The 16,805-nt window shown below is 42.6% G+C and carries 13 protein-coding genes; 12 read left to right on the top strand and 1 reads right to left on the bottom strand.

The window, feature by feature from the left end; all coding sequences use genetic code 11:
• Positions 1-99: 99 nt before the first annotated feature.
• Entirely contained in the window at positions 100-492 is a 393-nt protein-coding gene (locus WKT11_RS16450) for a C-GCAxxG-C-C family protein (RefSeq protein ID WP_118137887.1), read from the bottom strand.
• A 422-nt stretch (positions 493-914) separates the two neighbouring features.
• Between WKT11_RS16450 and WKT11_RS16445 the strand changes: the two genes are divergently transcribed.
• The 12 genes from WKT11_RS16445 (at position 915) to WKT11_RS16390 (ending at position 16,624) form a co-directional block, all read left to right on the top strand.
• A complete protein-coding gene (locus WKT11_RS16445) occupies positions 915-1,778 on the top strand; it encodes a substrate-binding domain-containing protein (RefSeq protein ID WP_117674900.1) in 864 nt (287 codons plus the stop codon).
• A gap of 235 nt (positions 1,779-2,013) precedes the next feature.
• Positions 2,014-2,871: a phosphate ABC transporter permease subunit PstC gene (gene pstC / locus WKT11_RS16440; RefSeq protein ID WP_118247917.1), complete on the top strand. Its 858-nt coding sequence runs from the start codon at positions 2,014-2,016 to the stop codon at positions 2,869-2,871.
• The gene (gene pstA, locus WKT11_RS16435; RefSeq protein WP_117674898.1) at positions 2,861-3,766 is read left to right on the top strand and encodes a phosphate ABC transporter permease PstA; all 906 of its coding nucleotides are present in this window, start codon (positions 2,861-2,863) and stop codon (positions 3,764-3,766) included. The genes pstC and pstA overlap by 11 nt, the downstream gene beginning before the upstream one ends.
• Positions 3,767-3,771: 5 nt before the next feature.
• Entirely contained in the window at positions 3,772-4,530 is a 759-nt protein-coding gene (gene pstB / locus WKT11_RS16430) for a phosphate ABC transporter ATP-binding protein PstB (protein WP_118247916.1), read from the top strand.
• Positions 4,531-4,532: 2 nt separating this feature from the next.
• Positions 4,533-5,204 (top strand): phosphate signaling complex protein PhoU, encoded by a 672-nt coding sequence (gene phoU / locus WKT11_RS16425; RefSeq protein WP_118247915.1) that lies wholly within the window; start codon positions 4,533-4,535, stop codon positions 5,202-5,204.
• 342 nt (positions 5,205-5,546) lie between these two features.
• A complete protein-coding gene (locus WKT11_RS16420; RefSeq protein WP_340285212.1) occupies positions 5,547-7,226 on the top strand; it encodes a sensor histidine kinase in 1,680 nt (559 codons plus the stop codon).
• A gap of 244 nt (positions 7,227-7,470) precedes the next feature.
• A complete protein-coding gene (locus WKT11_RS16415) occupies positions 7,471-10,236 on the top strand; it encodes a glycoside hydrolase family 3 protein (RefSeq protein ID WP_118247914.1) in 2,766 nt (921 codons plus the stop codon).
• A 197-nt stretch (positions 10,237-10,433) separates the two neighbouring features.
• Positions 10,434-10,991 (top strand): TetR/AcrR family transcriptional regulator C-terminal domain-containing protein, encoded by a 558-nt coding sequence (locus WKT11_RS16410; protein ID WP_118247913.1) that lies wholly within the window; start codon positions 10,434-10,436, stop codon positions 10,989-10,991.
• A 255-nt stretch (positions 10,992-11,246) separates the two neighbouring features.
• Entirely contained in the window at positions 11,247-11,828 is a 582-nt protein-coding gene (locus tag WKT11_RS16405) for an HdeD family acid-resistance protein (RefSeq protein ID WP_008705039.1), read from the top strand.
• 71 nt (positions 11,829-11,899) lie between these two features.
• Positions 11,900-13,243 (top strand): radical SAM protein, encoded by a 1,344-nt coding sequence (locus WKT11_RS16400; RefSeq protein WP_118247912.1) that lies wholly within the window; start codon positions 11,900-11,902, stop codon positions 13,241-13,243.
• Between the two features lie 285 nt (positions 13,244-13,528).
• On the top strand, positions 13,529-15,175 hold the full coding sequence (locus WKT11_RS16395) for a response regulator (protein ID WP_118247911.1): 1,647 nt from the start codon (positions 13,529-13,531) through the stop codon (positions 15,173-15,175).
• A gap of 3 nt (positions 15,176-15,178) precedes the next feature.
• Positions 15,179-16,624 carry a sensor histidine kinase gene (locus WKT11_RS16390; protein ID WP_118247910.1) on the top strand — a complete coding sequence of 482 codons (1,446 nt, stop codon included), beginning with the start codon at positions 15,179-15,181 and terminating at the stop codon, positions 16,622-16,624.
• The last annotated feature ends 181 nt before the right edge of the window (positions 16,625-16,805 follow it).

Below are 16,805 nucleotides of genomic sequence, written 5' to 3'. Positions count from 1 at the left end.
GGGAGCATTAATCAAGCTAATCATAAAAGAGGCTATGCACGTTATGAGTGTATAGCCTCTTTTGTGTTGGTATTTATGTATTGTGAATATCTGCTGAAATCAATTTTCCGATTTTAATGCGTCTTCCAGGAATTTCACCGCATCTCTGACACAGTCATCACAGGAGCGGATTACCTTTCCGGTTTCCACACCCTTTAAGTCTTTACATATTACAGTTCCATTCTGCTGTTTAAACTGATTCATGACAGAGCGGACAGTCTGAGAGGTTCCGGCTTTGTCCTGGTTAATAAGTCCAGCTACAACTGCAGCACCGGAGATTGCTCCGCATGTACCCGCCATGGTGCCAAGACCTGCACCGAATCCCTGTGTGATCTTTTTGAGTGTCTCCTCATCCATAGATGCCTCTTTACAGAAAGAACAGGCCACAGCCTGTGCACAGTTATAGCCGTTATGTTTCTTTTCTACTGCTTTTTCACATCTTAAGTTTTCCATATATAAAATCCTCCTGCATATAAATTTTAAACGAAGATATAGCTTATGATAGCATCTGGAAGCTGTTTTTACAACCTTCACAAAAATTTTCAATTTACAAAGATTTTACTTTAGCGTGGTTTTACATTTAACTTTGGATTTCTATAATAGCACTTGTAAATGAGGCAACAAGTTATAAAACATAAAAATATTAAAAAGGAAATGAGCCGTTCACTTTATCTTAAAAGTCAAGCGGATATTCGCAATCCGCTTCGCTACTTGCTTATAACCGAATAACTGCTTCGCAGTTTATCAGAAGGAGCTTGCACTCCTCCTGATACAAGCAAGTCCCCACCCACTGCTTATTGCTTTTCGCAATTGAAGCAGGGGACTTACTTGATTCGGTTAAAAAACATGGCTCATGGGAAGAGGAGAAAATTATCATGAAGAAAAAAATCGCAACAATCCTTACAGCAGCAGTTATCGGAGCAACAGCTTTCACAACAATCGTAAGTGCAGCAAGCGGAGACATCACAGTTGTATCCCGTGAGGATGGTTCCGGTACACGTGGAGCATTCGTAGAACTGTTTGGAATTGAAGAAGAAAAAGACGGTGAGAAAGTAGATATGACTACAGATGAAGCAAGTGTAACAAACAGCACATCTGTTATGATGACAACTGTTGCAGGTGATGAAAATGCAATCGGTTATATCTCACTTGGTTCTCTGGATGATACAGTAAAGGCAGTTAAGATTGATGGCGTAGAAGCTACTGTAGATAATGTTTCCAATGATTCTTACAAGATCGCACGTCCATTCAACATCCTTACATCTGATAAAGAAAGCGATGCAGCAAAGGATTTCGTAAACTACATTATGAGCTCTGACGGACAGAAGATCGTAGAGGACAACGGCTATATCAAAGAAGCAGCAGATGCTAAGGCTTATGAAGCAGCAGACGGAGTTTCCGGTAAAGTAGTAGTTGCAGGTTCTTCTTCAGTAACACCGGTTATGGAGAAACTTGCAGAAGGCTATGAAGCAGTAAACAAAGACGTAACTGTAGAAGTTCAGCAGAGTGATTCCACAACAGGTGTAAACATGGCGGCAGAAGGAACAGCAGATATCGGTATGGCGTCCCGTGACCTGAAGGATGAGGAGAAAGATCTTGGTCTTACAGCTACAGTTATCGCAAGAGATGGTATCGCAGTTATCGTAAACAAAGACAATGACATTGATGAACTTACAAGCAATCAGGTAAAGGCTGTATACACAGGTGAGATTACTACATGGGAAGACCTTGCTAAATAATGTGATTAATATCAGGGTACAAAGATCAAAAAGCCGTTTGAGAATTGCGGGAGCTGCAAAGCAGCGGAGCAATTCGTAGATATGATATATGTAACAGATTTAGTTTCAGAGCAGTTCGCCTGTGGATGAAATAATACAGCAGGCGGGCTGTTTGTATGTCGAAAATCATATTTTCAGAATTGCTGTAAAAGTGACAGGTTATGATTTTTGATACAGGGAAAGAAAGGTGTAATGAATGAACCACTTTAAAGAAAAAGCAATGAAATGTGTGTTTCTGATCGCAGCCTGTACTTCAGTGCTGGCAGTATTTCTGATCTGTGCATTTCTGTTTGCAAATGGTGTCCCGGCTATCGGGAAAATCGGTCCGCTGAAGTTCCTGCTGGGAACAAAGTGGAAGCCGTCAAATGATATTTTTGGAATCCTTCCAATGATTGTAGCAAGTATTTATGTAACTGCAGGTGCCATTCTTCTTGGTGTGCCGATCGCACTTTTTACTTCTGTTTTTATGGCACGTTACTGTCCGAAAAAAGTCTACAGACCATTGAAATCAGGAATTGAACTGATGGCAGGTGTACCTTCTATTGTATATGGTTTCTTTGGACTGATTCTCATTGTTCCTCTGATCAGACAGATTTTCGGTGGAACAGGAACCAGTATGCTGGCAGCTTGTGTTTTGCTTGGAATGATGATCCTTCCGACGATCATCGGAGTTACGGAATCTGCAATCCGCAGTGTGCCTGAGAGCTATTACGAAGGTTCACTGGCACTGGGAGCAACCAAGGAGAGGAGTATCTTCTGTGTAATGCTTCCGGCAGCAAAGTCAGGTATTCTGGCAGCTGTAGTGCTTGGAATCGGTCGTGCGATCGGTGAGACAATGGCTGTTGTAATGGTTGCAGGTAACCAGCCGAGAATGCCACAGGGAATCCTGAAAGGTGTCCGTACCATGACTGCAAACATTGTTACTGAGATGGGTTATGCAACAGGTCTTCACAGAGAAGCTCTGATTGCAACAGCAGTTGTGTTATTTATCTTTATCCTTATCATTAACCTGAGTCTTTCTTTACTGAACAGGAGGGCAGAACATGCAAATTGATACAGCAGCGGCAATTGATTTGTCCAAAGAAAAAAAGCAGAATGAGTCTTCGCTCTCAGATCAGATGAAGGCATATATTAAGCATCCGGGATCAGGTGTTCTTGCATTGCTTACCCTTTTGGGTGCAGTCCTGACATTTGCATTACTGTTCTTTCTGATCGGATATATTCTGGTCAAGGGTGTACCGTATCTGTCAACAGACTTATTCAGTTTAACTTACAATTCAGAGAATCTTTCCTTACTTCCTTCTCTGATCAATACATTTATCCTGACTGTCGTTTCTCTTGTGATCGCGGCACCGTTGGGAATTTTTGCAGCAATCTATCTGGTAGAATATGCGAAAAAAGGAAGCAAGCTTGTAAATGTGATCCGTATCACAGCCGAGACACTTTCCGGTATTCCATCTATTGTATATGGTCTTTTCGGTATGTTGTTTTTCGTGACAGCACTTCACTGGGGGCTGTCACTTTTATCCGGTGCGTTTACACTGGTGATCATGATTCTTCCTCTGATTATGCGTACCGCAGAGGAAGCTTTGAAATCTGTTCCGGATTCTTACCGTGAAGCAAGTTTCGGACTTGGCGCAGGTAAGCTGCGTACAATTTTTACGATCGTTCTGCCGTCAGCAGTACCTGGAATTCTGGCTGGCGTGATTCTGGCAATCGGTCGTGTGATCGGTGAGACAGCAGCACTGATCTATACAGCAGGTACGGTTGCAGAAGTACCGAAGAATCTGATGGGTTCCGGCCGTACACTGGCACTTCATATGTATGTGCTGTCCGGTGAGGGCCTTCATATGAATCAGGCATCTGCGACAGCAGTTGTTATTCTGGCATTTGTTCTTGTGATTAATTTCCTGTCCGGAGCGGTTGCCAAACGAATTGCGAAAGGATAAAAGGCATGAGTGAGAATGCAAAAATAACAGTTGAGAATATGAATTTATATTACGGGAAGTTCCATGCATTAAAGAACATTAATATGGAGATTCCTGAGAAAGAAATCACAGCTTTTATCGGTCCGAGCGGTTGTGGTAAATCCACTCTTCTGAAGTCTTTAAACCGAATGAATGATCTGGTAGAGGGCTGTGTGATCACCGGTAAAGTACAGCTTGACGGTGAGGATATTTACGGAGATATGGATGTCAATCTGTTACGAAAAAGAGTGGGAATGGTATTCCAGAAGCCGAATCCATTTCCGATGAGTATCTATGATAACATTGCATATGGACCAAGAACACATGGAATCCGTTCTAAAGCAAAACTGGATGATATCGTAGAGAAATCCCTTCGCGATGCGGCTATCTGGGAAGAGGTGAAAGACCGTCTGAAAAAAAGTGCACTGGGAATGTCCGGTGGACAGCAGCAGAGGCTTTGCATTGCCAGAGCACTTGCGGTTCAGCCGGAAGTGCTCCTGATGGATGAGCCAACATCCGCACTTGACCCTATTTCAACTTCCAAGATCGAGGAGCTGGCAATGGAGTTAAAGAAGGATTATACGATTGTTATGGTAACTCATAATATGCAGCAGGCAACCCGAATTTCTGACAAAACAGCGTTCTTTTTGCTGGGAGAAGTCATTGAATTTGCAGATACGGATAAGCTGTTTTCCATGCCTGCGGATAAACGTACAGAGGACTATATTACAGGAAGGTTTGGTTGATTATGTCAAAGTATTTTGAGAGACAGCTGGAGGAACTGCATGTCCAGCTTATTACTCTGGGAAGCTACTGCGAGAAGGCTATTTCTTTTTCTGCAAAAGCGATCCAGAAGGTGCAGAATGAGGAAATTGCCCGTCGGGTTTTTGAGACGGACAGAGACATTGATGCGAAGGAAAGAGAGATTGAGAACCTCTGTCTGAGTCTTCTGCTTCATCAGCATCCGGTGGCAAGAGATTTAAGAGAAATCTCCGCCGCATTGAAGATGGTTTCTGATATGGAACGTATCGGGGATCAGGCCGCAGACATTGCAGATCTTTCCTTATATATTGCAAAGGATACCAGTGCGATACCGGATACGATCACAAAGATGGCAGAGGACACAGTGAGTATGGTGACAGAGAGTGTGGATGCATTTGTAAAGAGTGATCTGGAGCTGTGCCGAAATGTCATTGACAGAGATGATGTGGTGGATGATGCGTTTAATGAGATCAAAGAGAAACTTGCAGATATGATCTATGGCGGAAAACTGGATGCTAAGACAGGGATTGATCTTCTGATGACTGCCAAGTATTTCGAGCGTATCGGAGATCACGCTGTGAATATTGCAGAGTGGGTGGAATATTCTATCACAGGCCAGCACAGGAATAATGAACATCAGGATTATCTGAATAATTAACTGAATGATGGAGGTCTCGTGTTATAAGCGGCGAAAGTTTGCAGACAGAGACGATATATATCCGCAGGCGGGAACCGTTTGCGGATATTTGAGTATATTTAAGGCTGTAAATACACTGTTGACTTATAGCAATTTTCAAAAATAATGCAATTAATCCAGACCATCAGAGCGTGAAGTCCCGCGTCAGATATCTTTGTCGTGCGCCAGCACGCCGGCAGATATCTTTCTTGCCCTTCGCACTCTTCTGAACTGTTTTATTTGCATTATTTTGTAGAATTGCTATAGGTTATTATATAGAAAGAATGATATATGGTAATATAACTGAAATCATATAATGAAGGGATGGGAAGAGAAGTGACAAAGAAAATTTTTAAATCTATGATGCTGGTGTGCGCAGTGGTTCTGGCAGCAGGACTGGCACTGGTTCTGGGGATTCTTTACAGAAATTTTGACAGACAGATGAGAGATGAACTGGTAAAAGAAGCTGCTTATCTGGAATATGGAGTGGAACAGCAGGGCGCAGATTATCTAAAAAATATCAAGGATAAGAGTGCCAGAATTACATATATTGCTCAGGATGGAACGGTGCTTTTTGACAATGAGGCAGATGTTTCTGAGATGGAAAACCATAGGGACAGAGATGAATTTCAGAAGGCTGAGAAGTATGGTGCGGGAGAATCTTCGAGGTATTCAGATACTCTTTCCGAAAAAACGACCTACTACGCTCTGCGCCTGAAAGACGGTACGGTTCTCAGGGTTTCGGGAACGCAGGATTCGGTGTTTGCTCTGGTGGAGAACCTGGTGCTGCCGTTGTGCTGGATTCTGCTTATTATGCTTGTTCTTTCAGGAATTATTGCGTCTGTGATATCAAAGAAGATCGTGAAACCGGTGAATGAACTGGATCTGGAGCATCCGGAAGAGAATCAGATTTATGAGGAACTTTCACCCTTATTGAGTAAGATACACAGGCAGAACAGGGAGATTCAGAATCAGCTGGAACTGGCAAAACAGCAGCAGCAGGAATTTTCACTGATTACAGAAAATATGCAGGAAGGTCTGATCGTGATCGATAAATATACGATGATTCTTTCGGCTAATTCCAGTGCATGGAATCTGTTCCGGATGGACAAGGTGCGTCAGGGAGAAAGTGTTTACTGTCTGGATCGCGCGGAGGATTTCCGCCATGCAATTGAACATGTTCTGGAAGGGGAACATGAGGAGCTTGTCCTGAAATTAAATGGAAGTGATATTCAGCTGATCGCCAATCCTGTGATACGGGGACAGAAGACGGAGGGTGCGGTGATCCTGCTTGTGGATGTGACAGAGAAGCTTGAGAGGGAGAATCTGCGCAGGGAGTTTTCTGCAAATGTTTCCCATGAATTAAAGACGCCTCTGACTTCTATTTCCGGATTTGCGGAGATTATTCAGGGTGGTTTTGTGAAGGAGGAGGATATTCCTAAGTTTGCAGGACGTATCTATAAGGAGTCACAGAGGCTGCTTCAGCTTGTGGAGGATGTGATCCAGATTTCACAGCTTGATGAGGAGAAGATGCCTTATGTATGGGAGCCGGTGGATGTTTATCAGGTTTGTAAGAGTGCGTTTGACAGTCTGAAGGAGAAAGCATATAAGATGAATGTGCATCTTTATATCTGTGGAGAGTCGATGAAGATGGAGGTGATCAGGACTCTTCTGGAGGAGGCTGTTTATAATGTTTGTGATAATGCGATTAAGTATAACAGGAATGATGGTAGTGTGAGTATCTTTCTGGAGCAGACGGCACAGGAGGTGCAGATTGTGGTTAAGGATACGGGGATTGGAATTCCGAGGGAAGATCAGGATCGGGTGTTTGAGAGATTCTACAGAGTGGATAAAAGTCATTCTAAGGAGATTGGGGGCACTGGATTGGGGCTTTCGATTGTGAAGCATGCGGTTAGTACTTTGGATGGTAGTGTTGGACTTAGAAGTGAGGTGGGAAGTGGAACTGAAATCTGTATGAAGTTTCCGAAGGTGCATAAAGAATAATTGGGAACTGGTTGTGGTAGTTTTTTTGAATAGAGGATGTTACTTGCTTTAAGGGTGGTAGGTAACATTCTTTTTTGGTTGGTGGGTTATTTTTCTGTAAATATTTGGTGTTTCCAATGGGAGGGTTTTCTGATAAGATGGGAAATGGTAAATATTTTGAAAGGTCATTGGGAATGCCATTGCAGTGGTTGAGGTTGTACAAGGGTGTGTGTGATGGCTTTTGTGGAGAAAGGAAATAGATATTATGAATAGTTATAAGCTGGATTTGGAGAAGTATGCTGCATTGGCGAGACAGGCTGTGGCTGAGGGGTGTGTGTTGCTGGAGAATGAGGGGCAGGCGCTTCCGTTGAGAGATGGGGAGAGGGTTGCTGTTTTTGGGCGTATGGCGTTTCATTATTATAAGAGTGGGCTTGGCTCTGGTGGTTTGGTGAATACGAGGTATGTCGTGGGGATTCTGGATGCTTTGAAGGAGTGTGAAGGGGTTCATCTGGATGAGAAGCTGATGGAGATTTATGAGGATTGGATTATGGAGAATCCTTATGATGAAGGTCAGGGCTGGGGACATGTGCCTTGGTGTCAGAAGGAGATGGATGTGACAGAGGAGATGCTTGACTGTGCGCGCAGGAATGATGTTTCTCTGGTTGTTATTGGCAGAACTGCGGGTGAGGATCAGGATAACAATGCGAAGGCTGGCAGTTATTGTCTGACGGAGACGGAGGAGGATATGATCCGCCGTGTCTGTGAGGTGAGTGAGCGTACAGTTGTTGTGCTTAATGTTGGTAATATTATTGATATGAGCTGGGTGGAGAAGTATCGTCCGCAGGCTGTTCTGTATGTATGGCAGGGTGGCCAGGAAGGTGGAAATGGTGTGGCTGATGTGCTGACTGGTAAGGTTTGTGCGTGTGGTAAGCTGACGGATACGATTGCTGCTGATATTAAGGATTATCCGTCTACTGAGAATTTCGGGGATCCGTTTAAGAATTATTATAAGGAAGATATTTATGTCGGATATCGTTATTTTGAGACGTTTGCGAGGGATAAGGTGCTTTATCCGTTTGGATATGGGTTGTCTTATACAACTTTTGAGATGAAGGCGGAGGTTCTTAAGAATACCGGGGATGAGATTACGGTGTCTGCAATGGTTGCCAATACCGGTGAGTTAAAGGGGAAAGAGGTTGTTCAGGTTTATGTGAGGGTTCCGCAGGGGAAACTTGGAAATCCGGCGAGAAAGCTGATTGGTTTTGCAAAGACGAAGGAGCTGGAGCCTGGAGAGCAGGAAGAGGTTTGTATTGTTATTCCGAAGTATGATATGGCTTCTTATGATGACAGTGGTGTGACCGGGCATAAGTCTTGTTATGTTCTGGAAGAGGGAACTTATGAGATTTTTGTCGGCAGTGATGTGAGAAGTGCGGTATCTGTTGGATGTTATGAGGAAGAGTTCCGGGTGATTGAGGAGCTTGAGGAGGCTTATGCGCCGGTTGAGAAGTTTCAGAGAATGAAGGCTGTTTTGTTGCCGGATGGGACTTATCAGGCAGTGACTGAGGATGTGCCGGTCCGTACGATTGATCCTCAGGAGCGTAGGGCGAATGAGATGCCGGAAACTTATGTCTATACAGGCGATAAGGGATATAAGCTGGTGGATGTGCTGGATAAGAAGGTTTCCATGGAGGAGTTTGTTGCACAGATTAGTGAGGAGGGTCTGATTGCGATGTTCCGGGGTGAGGGTATGTGTAGCCCGAAGGTTACTGCGGGAACGGCGGCTGCTTTTGGCGGAGTGACAGATGGCCTGACTGCGCTTGGAATTCCGGTTGGATGTTGTTCGGATGGTCCGTCCGGTATTCGTATGGATTGTGGTACGAAGGCGTTTTCACTGCCGAATGGAACTTCTCTTGGCTGTACTTTTAATGTGGAGCTTGTGGGTGCATTGTATGAGATGACTGGTAAGGAGCTTCGTCTGAATAAGATTGATTCTCTTCTTGGACCGGGTATGAATATTCACAGAAATCCATTGAACGGACGTAATTTTGAGTATATTTCTGAGGATCCGATTCTTACAGGCAGGATTTGTGCAGCTCAGGTGAAGGCTATGGCGAAGTCTGGAATCGGAAGTACGATCAAGCATTTCTGTGGTAATAATCAGGAGGTTGGAAGAAGTACTTCGGACTCTGTGATCTCTGAGAGAGCTTTGCGTGAGATTTATCTGAAAGGTTTTGAGATTGCGGTAAAAGAGGGCGGTGCGCGTTCTGTGATGACGACTTATGGAAGCGTGAACGGGCTCTGGACGGCTGGAAGTTATGATTTGTGTACGACTATTCTTCGTAAGGAATGGGGCTTTGATGGTATTGTGATGACTGACTGGTGGGCGAAGTCCAACTACGAAGGACATCAGGCTGAAGTGCCGGTGAAAGCACCGATGGTAGCGGCTCAGAATGATATTTATATGGTAGTAAGTGATGCGAAGGCAAATCCTGAGAATGATGATGTAGAGGAGATGCTTCATGCAGGAAAGATTACTCTGGGTGAATTGCAGAGAAATGCGGCAAATATTCTGGGATTTTTGTTAAAGAGTCCGTCTATTCTGCTTCTGGCAGACAGAATCTGTGAAGAGGAGCTGGAGGCTATGAATACGAAAGAAGAGGATGACGTGGATGCCGGAAGTCTGGTGAATATTGAGAGTGATCCACAGACACAGGAGATTGTAATTGATGGTGCGTTATTGCATCCTGCGAAGGGGAATGCAGATGTACTGGCAGTTACCAATGATTTTATGGGTGATTTCACAATGAAGTTTACGTTGAAGTCTGATCTTGGTGAGCTGGCTCAGCTTCCAGTTTCTGTATTTTTGGATAATATTCATAAGATGACTGTTTCAGTACAGGGGACCAATGGAAAATGGGTAGAAGAAAGCCGCATCCTGAATATGGGATTTGGTCATAATCACTATATCAAATTTTATTATGGTGCGGATAATCTTGAAATTAAAGAAATTGTGCTGATTCCGAATAGGTAAGACCAATTTTAGGAACGCTTGCAAAACTATATCCTTTATGGCATAATTATGAAAATACTCAGAACCTGCGAAAGATGAGTGATAATTGCTTTATAAAAGTGGTTATCTGTGGACTTTTTTAATGCGGAGCGGGCTGTTCAGAGGAAAAGTGTTACTGATGATTAGAACAGTGTTAAGAGTGATGAGGAAAAGATAATATGTCAGGTTTTACAAAGGAAATTATTGCAAAGACTTTTACAGAATTGCTGGATGAAAAGCCCATGTCTAAGATTACGGTGAAGGATATCGTGGAACGATGTGGTGTAAACAGAAATACTTTTTATTATCATTTTAAGGATATTCCGGATGTAGTGGAGTTTATTTTGAAAAAGAAGTGGGATGAGATTCTGGAACACCCACAGGACAGAGCCTCTATTCTGGAATGTATGGAAGAAATGGCAGATCTGGTGAGAAATAACAGAAAGGTTATGCTTAATGTTTACAGATCAGTGAAAAAAGATACGTTTCTTTTTTATATGAATGAGATTTCCAACTATATTATTATGGAATATTTTCGGAAAAATGTAGATCAGTTTGATCTTGATGAGGGAGAAATCCGGATTCTGATTCAATATTATAAGTGTCTGTTTATGGGATTTCTGATGGAGTGGCTGGATAATAATCTGAAATCTGATTTTGGAGAAGAAATGCGTCAGGCTTCCCGGCTTTTTGAAAAGCACCCGGAGCTACATGCGGTATTGAACAGATCAGAATAGTATGAAAATACCTGTTGTTCCTGATATTTATTATAGCAATTCTCTTAAATGTATTATCTGAGAGAAGCGTTATAGGTAATTCCTTTAATTTTCATATTATACAAAATTAAGCTTATGTCTGTTTTTTGGACATGGGCTTTTTTTTGTCTATTTATTGTTAAAAAAATCACAGCTATAATAGCAGCCATAAAGAGATGAAAACAAGAGCCTGACAGTCACAGGTTCGGGTATATTTCAGAAGGGAGGAGCAATAGGATGGATGCACTGAAGCAGTTAAAATTAGCCAAGAATGGTTATATTATTATGTCTGTATTATTTATGGTTCTGGGTGCCTGTCTGATTATCTGGCCGGATTGTTCGATGGCAGTTTTCTGTACAGCAGTAGGGATTATGCTTATTGTATACGGATTGATAAAGATTCTGGGATATTTTTCCAGAGATATCTATTGTCTGGCGTTTCAGTTTGATCTTGCCTTTGGAGTGCTGCTGGCAGCAGTAGGAATTATTATTATAGTACGCAGGAACGTAGTGGTGAATCTGATTTTTGGAATCTTTGGACTTCTGATCCTTGCGGATGCATTATTTAAAATTCAGATGTCGATAGATGCAAAGAAATTTGGGCTGAATCTCTGGTGGAGGATTCTCCTGGTAGCGATTCTGACCGGTGTTCTGGGATTTTTACTTTTGATAAGGCCGTTTGAGGCAGCAGAGATCATGATGATCCTGGTTGGTGTTTCGGTTCTGTTTGAGGGAATTCTGAATCTTTGTGTGGCGATTTACACTGTAAAAATTATTAAAAACCAGAAACAGGATATCATAGATATGGATGAATATTGATAAAATAATAAAAATATACCTGATACACAGGTGTTTATATATATCACACTACAACAAGGAGGAGCAATCACATGAAATTAATGGACAAAGCAAAACAGGCTGCACTTGCAGCAGCAGTTAAGACAGGTCTGGGTTATCTGGAGAAGGACCCGGAAGTAAATATACCGAAACTGATGGAACTTGTAGACAAATTTGTACCGGATGGCTGGTATGAGGCACAGAGAAATGCGATCCGTAATGCAATCCATGACAAAAACAGCAACTGGTATAAACTGATTCTCAGAATTTATGATCTGGATCCGGGTGTACGTGAGGCGTTCTTTACAAACTTTATTATCAATGCCAGCTTAAAGGGAAGTGCATTACAGGAGGAAACGGCGGAGGCAAACAACTGTAATGTTCCGTGGGCTATTTTGCTTGACCCTACAAGTGCCTGTAATCTGCACTGCACAGGATGCTGGGCAGCTGAATATGGTCACAAGCTGAATCTTGATTTTGATACCATCTGTTCTATCGTAGAGCAGGGAAGAAAACTCGGAACTTATATGTACATATATACAGGTGGAGAACCTCTGGTTCGTAAGAAAGACCTAATCCGTATCTGTGAGAAATATCCGGATTGTGAGTTCCTTTCCTTTACAAATGGTACTCTGATCGATGAAGAGTTCTGTCAGGAAATGCTTCGTGTGAAGAACTTCGTACCGGCAATCAGTCTGGAAGGTTCTGAGGAAGCAAATGATGGTCGTCGTGGAGATGGTGTATATCAGAAGGTTATGCATGCGATGGAACTTCTGAAATCACATAAACTTCCGTTTGGTGTATCTACTTGCTATACTTCTGCAAACGTAGACAGTGTAAGCAGTGAGGAATATTTTGACCATATAATTGACTGTGGCGCTCTGTTTGTATGGTTCTTCCATTACATGCCGACAGGTAATGATGCAGTGGTAGAGTTAATGCCGAATCCGCAGCAGCGTGAAAAGATGTATCACAAGATCAGAGAGTATCGTTCTACAAAGGCAATCTTCAGCATGGATTTCCAGAATGATGCGCAGTATGTTGGCGGATGTATTGCAGGAGGAAGACGTTACCTTCATATCAATGCGAATGGTGATGTAGACCCATGTGTGTTTATCCATTATTCTAATGCAAATATTTATGAAAATACTCTGCTGGAAGCATTGAAGAGCCCGATTTTCATGGCATATCATGATGGTCAGCCATTTAATGAAAATATGCTTCGTCCATGCCCGATGCTTGAGAATCCGCAGAAGCTTCGTAAGATGGTTGAAGAATCCGGTGCGAAGTCTACAGATTTGCAGTCTCCGGAGTCTGTGGAGCATCTTTGTGCGAAGTGTGATGCTTATGCAGAGCATTGGAAACCGAAGGCGGAGGAATTATTTCATACCAAATAGAAGGGTATGATGTAAACTTATTTATTAAAAAACGTTAACCTGAAATATAACTATATAGCTGTAGAAAAGCCTCTTGTCTGGTCACCCCCTGTCTGGACAAGAGGCTTTTTGTGCCTTTTTTCGGAAGGGGACGCGCGAAGCAGCATCTCTCTGTGGGAAAAGTGGCGGTGGGGCGTATTGGTGAAAAATAACTTGCCTGATGGGGCAACATGTATTAAAGTTATATCATTATCATATTTTAGTGAATTAGATGGGCGCGTGAGTTTTGAGGAGGAGTTTGATTAGATGTTAAAGACGTTTTTGGTAGAGGATGAGGTTGTGATCAGGGAGATGATTAAGAAGATGATTCCCTGGGAGCAGTATGGGTTTGAACTTGCGGGGGAGGCTTCGGATGGGGAGATGGCGTTGCCTTTGATTTTGAAGAGTAAGCCGGATCTTTTGATTACGGATATTAAGATGCCGTTTATGGACGGGCTGACGCTTTGTAAGTTGGTGAAGAAGGAGCTGCCGAATATTAAGATTGTGATTCTTAGCGGGTATGATGATTTTAATTATGCGAAGCAGGCGATTAGTATCGGGGTTGAGGATTATCTTTTGAAGCCGATTACGAAGAATGCGTTTATTGAGCGTCTGCAGGAGATTCATAACCGTTATGAGCATGAGAAGACGCAGATGGAGTATTATGAGAAGTTTCGTCTGGAGATGCAGGAGTATGAAAGGAATGCGAGCAGGGATTTTTTTGAATCGCTGGTGAGGGCGGATTCGGATCTGGAGGAGGTTTATCAGAGGGCGGATCGTCTGAATCTGGATATTGTGGCGGAGGCTTATAATATTTTGATTTTCAGCCCGGATATTTCTGACAGCAGCAGTAATTTGTCGGAGGGGTATTCGGATTGGGAGGCAGAGGTTCATAAGAAGATTGAGAATTATTTTCTGAGTCATCCGGTGGCTATGCTTTTCAGGCATCAGGTGTTTAGTTATGCGATTCTTGTTAAGGGGCAGAGAGAGAGTATTGAGGCGAACACCAGAGAGTGTGTGGAAGCGGTTCAAAAGATTATGGAGGAAACCAGTAAGGATGTGGACTGGTTTGTTGCTGTAGGGGAAGAGGCGGATCGTCTGAGTAAGATTAAGCAGAGTTATCATACTGCGACGAGAGCTTATGCGTTTCGTTATCTTTATGATGGACATATTCTTTATTATAATATGCTTGAACAGGCAAGGGAAAATTCAGCAGATTCGTCGAAGGCAGAGGCGGTTCAGTTAAAGAGTGTGAATGTCAATGCGCTTAATCCTGAAATTCTGCAGAAATTTCTGAGTAGTGGTCTGGAAGAGGAAGTTAGCAGTTTTGTGCATGACTATTTCCATGCGATCGGGCAGGAGCCAATGGAGTCTTTGGTGTTCCGTAATTATGTGGCTTTGAATATTCGTTTTTCGGCGCTGTCGTTTTTGAAAAAGATGGGGTATGACGATACGGAGTTATCCAGGGAAGAGACGGATGATATTGTGGAGAAGACCAGTCAGTCTACGGAGGCGTCTATTGCTTATGCGGAGGATATTCTTAAGAGGGCAATTGCGATTCGGGATGAGAATGCCGGTAATCAGAATCGGAATGTTTTGAAGCAGGCGGTGGATTTTATTGACGGACATTATATGGATGAGGAGATTTCTCTGAATAAGGTTGCGCATGTGGCGAATGTCAGTGCGAATCATTTCAGTGCGTTGTTCAGCCAGAATATGGGGCAGACTTTTATTGAGTATCTGACTTCTCTGCGTATGAGTAAGGCGAAGGAATTGCTTCGTTGCACGGCGAAACGTTCGAGCGAGATTGCGGGAGAAGTAGGATATAAGGATGCGCATTATTTCAGTTATCTTTTTAAGAAGACGCAGAAGATGACTCCGAGTGAATATCGTAAAACGAGAGGGGAAGTCTGATTCATGAGGCAAAAGCAGGAAAAGCTGGAAACTAAGATGAAGTGGATGCTTCTGAGCACTATGATCCCTATGGCAATCCTGATCATAGTGCTTCTTCTTTTTTTCTGGCATTATACAAATGAATATAATCAATTATCCAATAATCTGGCAGTCAGTGCGGAATATAATGCGAATTATAAGAATTCCAATAATGATATGAGTTTTAAAGATGAGGTAGATATGGATATCTACTATGTGACGATTGGACGAAAGGGAAAAGACGGGCTTCCGACAGAGCAGGTTAAGAGAGCAATCGATACCGTAGAAAAGCTGAAAAAAACTACAAAGAAAGAAGAGAGTTTACGTTCTCTTAAATATCTGACGAATTATCTGAAAAATCTTCAGAAGCGGATGAATCAGCTTCTTGATATCAAGGATTATCAGCAACGACAGGAATTTATGGCGAATAATACGGAAATTCTGACGACGCTTTTTGAGAAAGAGATGCAGAATTATATTTATCAGGAAGCAACTCAGCTGGTGCAGGTGGAGTTACAGCTTGCGGGAAATGTCTGGCTGACGCTTTTGACGATGTGTGCAGTAATTTTTGTTACGACTTGTATTCTGCTGCGGCGTTCTTTCCGGCTGACTTATAGTATTACCAAGCCGATTTCTGAGATTCTTTATAATATTAAGAAGGTAGGAAAGGGGGAATATAAGACAATTAATACCGTACCAGCCGATTATGTCGAGATTCAGGAACTGGATGCAGGTACCAGAAAGATGGCGGGAAGAATCGAGGGGCTTCTGGAAAATGTGCGCAAGGAGCAGGATGCGCAGCATCTGACAGAACTGCAGCTGCTTCAGGCGCAGGTGAATCCGCATTTCTTATATAATACGCTGGATACGATTGTGTGGCTGGTAGAGGGGGGAATGCAGCAGGATGCGGTGGATATGATCACAAGTCTGTCTGTTTTTTTTCGGACTTCTCTTTCTAAGGGAAATGATATTATTCCGTTGTCTGAGGAAGAGCGTCATACATTGAGTTATCTGGAGATTCAACAATCCAGATATAGGGATATTATGGAGTTTGAGATTAATATTCCGCCGGAACTGGATGGTGTTATGATACCGAAGCTTACTTTGCAGCCTCTTGCGGAGAATGCGCTTTATCATGGAATTAAGAATAAGCGTGGAAAAGGTAAGATTCTTATCGAGGGATTTGACCTGGATGAGGATAATATGATGCTCAGGGTTACAGATAATGGACAGGGAATGACGCCGGAGCGTCTTCATGAAGTACAGGAGGCAATCCGCACTGGTGAGAGAGCGGGATTTGGACTTGCTGCGGTTTCGGAGAGAATCAAGCTTTATTATGGACCTGGTTATGGACTGAAGATTTCCTCGACAGAAGGCGAGGGGACAGTGATGGAAGTGTATATGGCGAAGCAGATTAACCTTAATAAGTGAGATAATGTTGAGTTATGCAATATGAATATAAAATCGGGTAAAACAATCAATTCTGTATTTAGAATGCCAATAAAAAAATCAACTTCTGGAATAAAAAAACAAACTTTGTACAAATTATGAACAAAATATGATAGAAGAATAAACTTTTTGCGGAAAATATTCTATGGAATTTTCCTGGATT

The organism is Blautia sp. HCN-1074 (genome assembly GCF_037890165.1).
Classification (GTDB): domain Bacteria; phylum Bacillota; class Clostridia; order Lachnospirales; family Lachnospiraceae; genus Blautia_A.
This window is presented reverse-complemented; position numbering and strand designations above follow the sequence as displayed.